Below are 6,000 nucleotides of genomic sequence, written 5' to 3'. Positions count from 1 at the left end.
TTGCCCATCAAGTGCGATGTCTGCGGTTAGCTACGCGATCGCGATTTTTTCTAACTTATTCAGCAAGCCCTAGATAAGTTTAGATAAGTTTTACAAAGCAGTCAATAAAAGAGAGTGGCGAGCGTAGAGAATCTGGTTCAACCCTATCTCGGACGATCTTATGAGTCAATAAGCCTGTCCAGAATCCGCTATCTTTTTTGAGGTTCAGGGGATTCAATGCTTTTACCATCAAGGTAAGATAGGCGTTGTCGCCCCGTCAAGGAACTCAGCTCATTTTTTTGAGTAGGTATCGATAACGTCCTAGCTCCTGAATAGAAGGAGCTAGGATATCTATGATTCATTCTAAAACGCCCTTTGTTCTGAAAAATCGTGAAATTAACGCCGTGTTTCAAGTTGGTTTTAAACATGGGGCGATGGAAAGGTACTATCGGTTACAGCATTTGGCTTGGCTGCTCTCAATAAGCCAAAGTTTCTAAAGTTTCCCGCAGATAGGAACGAACCTGCTGATCGATGGTGGCATTTTGCTGCTGACGCTCAAAATTGAGTTCTAGCTGCCAGCGTTGAAATCCTGAACTTGCGCCGATCGCGGATTTGAGACTGCCCCAGATTTCAGAATCTTCGCACAGCTCGATCGGCTCTGCGGCTTGAGGTTGTTGTGCGAGCGGTAGATAATTCGCCATATTGTTATACCTCTGTTTTAATCCCCTGTAAGGATTGAAAGCTGACCTTGACACTCTCTATTATAGATTCTTCTCTCCAAAGAGCCAACATAAAATATTCCACAACCTGCAATTAAAAATTAAATATTAAGACTATTAATAATCTCTATCCAAAGAGGGGTCTTACCTATTTTTTTACAGCATACATCTGTACAAATTAAAGTAGCTTAAACTACAATTGTCCCCCTCTTAATTTTTTATTTCACTTTTTTTCGATCGACTCTTCGGGTAGGGATGTAACGCCGTTGGTGTCAGCAGGCTTTGGGTTGACAATACTGCCGGCCGAATTCCCTATGCCGGATGCTGGCCCCATTGACTCTACGCGTGCCGCCACAGCGGCAGTTGTCTCGGCTGCCAAAGCCGGCAAAAGTCGATCGACTTGCCAAGGTGCGATCGTAAAATCCTGCCGAATTTTTTCTAAAACATGAGGCTTTGTCGCTGCAAATTCTGATTCCGGCGTCAGCAAAACCGCCATGACACTAGCCGACACCTGCAAAAACAAATTGCTAGCTAAAAAAGCAGCAACTGCCAACAACAATCCAGCCACTCGCCAGGAAGGAGGAAAGGGAGCAACCGTTGCCGCGAGGGGAGCCAATCGGTAGAGTTGCCACAAAATTATTGCCAGCAAAACAGCGATAAAAAGAGCGATTCCTTGATTTAACTTAGTTTTAAACCGAGTCAGAAGCCGGTGCTGCACAGAAGTTAAATTCTGCGGTTTCACCGCCACAACTAAAATGCTAAAAATGTAAAAAGGGCGGAACCACTGCATCCACAGCACAGGAAAAATACCTGCTACAGCCACTAAAAACATTTCTAACCAGACAGGGAGCAGGGGAGAACCCACTGCGAGTCCCAGCAAGCACACTCCCAGGAATATCGGCAGTGTAGCCGCCCCAGAAAGGTGAATCCACAAAAAAGGATCTGACCAAAAAGAACGCACTTTAAATAATTATGAGTTATGAATTAGGAGTTTTGAATCTTGGATTTTGAGATTTTGGGATGCACTCTTGACTCTGAAATCCGATGCCAGGAGTAAATATTTAGCTATCAAACCGAGGACTTACAAGCAGAAATCTGGTTTATTTCGGTAATTCTTATTTGAGGGAGCGAATTTTAAATTTTAAGCAAGGGTAAAGACGATTAGGAAGTTCTTAATTCCTTCTTCCTTCTTCTTTCGGTCAACTGTCAACTGTCAACTGTCAACTGTCAACTGTCAACTGTCAGATGAGTTTGGGAGTATTGAGTGAAGAGAAGAGTGGCGAGCGATCGGCAATTTGGTTGCGATCGCTCAAAAATTCTCTTCCCTCTCAACACTCACAACTCAAAACTATTGAGAGAGAGTCCGGCGTTTAGTAACCATCCGGTAGGCTTCAATAATATCGCCATCCGCCCAGTCGCTAAACCCGCTCAAAGAAATGCCGCATTCAAAGCCAGCATTGACTTCCTTGGCATCTTCCTTCATCCGTTTTAGGGAGTCGAGGACACCTTCATAAACGACATTGTTGCCGCGGCGCACCCGCACCTTACAGTTACGGATGACTTTGCCAGAGAGTACCATACATCCAGCCACAGCCCCGCGACCGATCGCAAAGACAGCGCGCACTTCGACTTGACCCAAAGGTTCTTCCACCAATTCGGGTTCCAGCAGACCTTCCATCGCCCCTTGAATGTCATCCAAGAGGTTGTAGATGATGCTATATTCCCGCACGTCTACGCCAGCTTGGTCAGCCGCGAGGCGAGCGTCGGTGGCCAGAGTAGTATTGAACCCGATAATTACAGCATTACTGGCTGCAGCGAGGTCAATATCCGTTTCTGTAATTTCCCCAGGAGCAGATAGCAGCAGTCGGAGTTGAACTTCTTTTTGAGGAAGTTGAGTCAGAGCGCCGACAATTGCTTCGAGGGAGCCTTGGACATCTGCCTTCAAGATCAAGTTGAGTTCCTTGAGAACGCCTTCCTTAGCTTGTTGAGAGAAGCCGCTGAGGCTGATCCGGCCGCCTTGCAGCAGGCGTGAATCTCGTCGGGAGGTAGCTCTTCCGCTTGCGATCGCCGCAGCTTCTTTTTCGTTTGCGAAGACATCAAACTCGTCTCCGGCGCGAGGAACTTCCCGCAGCCCTAGCACTTCCACCGCGAAGGATGGAGTTGCGTGTTCTACGCGATCGCCCCGGTCATCGATCATTGCGCGCACCTTGCCCAAAGCCGAGCCTGCGACCACAATATCGCCCACTCGCAGAGTGCCGTTCTGCACCAGCAGAGTTGCCACAGGCCCCCTTGCCTTGTCGAGGTGAGCTTCAATCACAGTACCCTTAGCCGGTCGGTGCGGGTTGGCGTTGAGGTCTTCCATTTCCGCGACTGTCAGAATCATTTCCAACAGCGTATCCAGGTTTTCGCCTCGGATCGCGCTGACTGGAACCATCGTGATATCGCCGCCCCAGTCATCTGCGACCAAGCCGTACTCAGTAAGCTCTTGCTTCACCCGTTCCGGCTGAGCACCCTCCTTGTCAACTTTATTGATAGCCACGACAATTGGCACTTTCGCCGCTTTCGCGTGGCTGATCGCTTCAATTGTCTGGGGTCGCACGCCGTCGTCCGCCGCCACCACCAAGATGGCGATGTCCGTAACCCGTGTTCCCCTAGCCCGCATCGCTGTAAAGGCTTCGTGACCGGGCGTATCCAAAAATACCACCTGCTGGCTCTTGCCTTCGTGTACCACATCCACGTGGTAAGCACCGATGTGCTGGGTAATCCCCCCAGCTTCTCCCTGAGCCACCTTGGTTTTGCGGATCGAGTCGAGCAAGGTAGTTTTACCGTGATCCACGTGACCCATAATCGTGACTACTGGGGGACGGCGTTCGAGGTATTCCAAATCCGCTTCGTCCAGCATCTCGATCACTTTGAGAGCTGGGGCTACTTTTTCTGGGGTTTCCACCTCTACGCCCATTTCTTCGGCTACCATTCTCACCGCTGGAATGTCCAGGGTTTCCGTAATATTTACCGCAATTCCTTTAGAGAAAAGCCGCTTAATAATTTCGGTTTCGGGAACAGCCAGAGTAAGTGCTAGTTCTTGAACAGTCATCGGCCTGCTCAGCAGCAGCTTTTCTGGACGTTCTACCTTAGCTTCGGCTGTTTTGCCCCGGTTGCCGCGTCCCCCGCTCGAGCCTGAAGAACTTTTATCGTGAGAAGGGCCTGGTCTCTTATTTTTTCCGCTGCTTCCGGGTGCGCCCGGAGTTGGTGTTGACTTGGGTGCTGCTTGTCCCTTCGCTTTCGCTGGGCGGGCTAGGGACAGGCTGACCGTGACTGGTGCTGGCAGATCCAAGCCGTTTTCTAAGTCATCGTCATCCTCGTCTATGGGTTTGAGGCGAGAACGTTTTGCCTTAACAGCTTTAGCAGCTTTGGCAGCATCTGAGTTTTCGTCATCATCTTCTTCCCAAATGACCGATGTCTTTTTGGCAGGACGAGGGAGGGAGGGCCTTTCGAGGAGAGTAATCCCCAGCAACGGCGTATTATCTTCTTCATTGTCATCCGTGTCATCCCCTGCAGCTCCGGTGTCACCGCCGCGGCTACGCAGCCCGGTAGCTGACGTTGCGGGGGCAAGGCTCCGGCGCGGCCCACCGGGTTGGGGTCGATCGGCCAGTGGAGTTTTGACTGGGCCACCAGCGCCTTCCCGGCGCGGTATGCGCGCGTCGCGAGATTCTGTACCTCCCGGTGCAGGTCTGCTGGGGCGGCTCGGTTTAGCCGGCGCTTCCAGAGTTTCTGACTGTCCTGATTGCTCTTGCTCGCTTTTTGCAAGTTTGAGTACCGGCTTGTTCCCCAGATTTTGTGGGGTACGGCTAGCGGACTCGGACGCCCCTCTGACTGGCGGCGACGTGAGTTTGGCCGAGGGCGCGGGAGGGGCGATCGGCGGTTGCTGGATGCGTTCTGGAGCCTTTTCCGACGGCGGTTGAGGTGCCGCCGGTGCCTGAGCCTGGATGGTTGTTTCCGGGGCGATCGCACCTACAGTTTCCGACACTATTTCTGACGGAGCCGCCGACACAGCGACATTTGGCTTCGACAGTACAGGTCGATTGATATTCGGTTTAGCTGGAGGCTGGAGTTGTTGAGCTGCAGGCGACTTGGGAGGAGTTGCCACGGTTGCCGCGGGCTGGTTTTTGTTCTCCTCGTTGCCTGCAGGCTGGGAGTTTGCACCAGCCGGACGTACTTTTGGACTGCGTATTTCTAAAATTTGCTGCTTTTTTTGTTGGTCGTTAGGGTGAGGGCCAGATTCTCTAGATGGCGCGGCTGCTCTTTCGGGTGGAGCTGGCTTGCCGGGGGAAGAGTGGCTACTGGCTACGTATTTTTCCGCCGTTTTGCGAATGCGCTCTGCTTCGGATTCTGTAATTGTGCTGCTGTGGCTCTTGACTGAAATATTGAGCCGCTCGCATACTGCCAAGATGTCTTTATTATCCAAATTTAGTTCCCGTGATAATTCGTAAATTCTTACTTTGCCGTTGTTCATCCACTCTGCCCTCTTTTGTGCCAACCAGTTTTTACATTGTGATTTTTTGTGCTAATGACGACATCATTCGGTGTGATTGATTCAGTGTCAGGAATCGGGGTTTTGGTACTCGCTCAGCAATTTTATCTAAAAGATGCAACTCGCTGAAGTCGGCGGTTGAAGAATTCTCAAGTCTGTTTGGGAACTTGGAACTCCGAAGTCTGAGTTTTGGCAAAACCCACTCTCTCAAGCTTCAAAGTTTGCCTTTCCACCTTGAGGATACCTCTGCTAGTACCCTACCCTTATCTAATCTGACACAAATCTTTCCAGACTGGTGGGCAGATCGGATTGGGGTTTTATAGCTGGCGCTACCGGTAATTACTGGTAGGGCCGCCAAGAGGGTTTATACAGTCGATACCGAACTATTGTCGGTTTTTTGTCCGGCTAGGCCAGAGTAAGATGTACAGTCAGATGTGGCTAAACGCTGCCAAAGTGTTTGGTACAGTTCGTCAGACACAGACGCTTTGAGCGATCGCCCAAGTCGATTTTTTTTCTGAGCTGCTTTGAGGCATTCTGCTTCCCGACAAAGGTAAGCAGAACGGCCCATGCCACGATCTAATTGTACCTGATGAGAAGGATAGAGCCTGACTACTCGCCAAAAAGCTTCCTTTGGAGCTATTTTTCGACAACTTGCACAGCACCGGTAGTTCGGTTTCATTTCTTGTCAGAGGGGGAGTAGGGGGAGAGGCAGGGCTGTTTCATTCTGCGTAGGGGCAATCCCCCCGTGGTTGCCCCATGTCCCAAAGGTCT

Annotated in this window: 4 protein-coding genes; all 4 read right to left on the bottom strand. The window is 50.6% G+C overall.

The features are described from left to right. Positions 1–455 precede the first annotated feature (455 nt). Positions 456–680, bottom strand: coding sequence for a hypothetical protein (locus QUB12_RS25700; RefSeq protein ID WP_333309025.1), 225 nt, complete (start codon positions 678–680; stop codon positions 456–458). A 241-nt stretch (positions 681–921) separates the two neighbouring features. Then, complete coding sequence (locus tag QUB12_RS25695) at positions 922–1,659, bottom strand: low-complexity tail membrane protein (protein WP_333309023.1); 738 nt, start codon at positions 1,657–1,659, stop codon at positions 922–924. A 387-nt stretch (positions 1,660–2,046) separates the two neighbouring features. Beyond that, complete coding sequence (infB, locus tag QUB12_RS25690; protein ID WP_333144207.1) at positions 2,047–5,211, bottom strand: translation initiation factor IF-2; 3,165 nt, start codon at positions 5,209–5,211, stop codon at positions 2,047–2,049. A gap of 382 nt (positions 5,212–5,593) precedes the next feature. Next, entirely contained in the window at positions 5,594–5,908 is a 315-nt protein-coding gene (locus QUB12_RS25685; RefSeq protein WP_333144208.1) for a YlxR family protein, read from the bottom strand. Between the last annotated feature and the right edge of the window lie 92 nt (positions 5,909–6,000).

The sequence above is a fragment of the Microcoleus sp. B7-D4 genome (assembly GCF_036705125.1).
Lineage (GTDB): Bacteria > Cyanobacteriota > Cyanobacteriia > Cyanobacteriales > Microcoleaceae > Microcoleus.
Note: the sequence above shows the minus strand (reverse complement) of the source record. Positions and strands in the feature narration are given on the sequence as shown.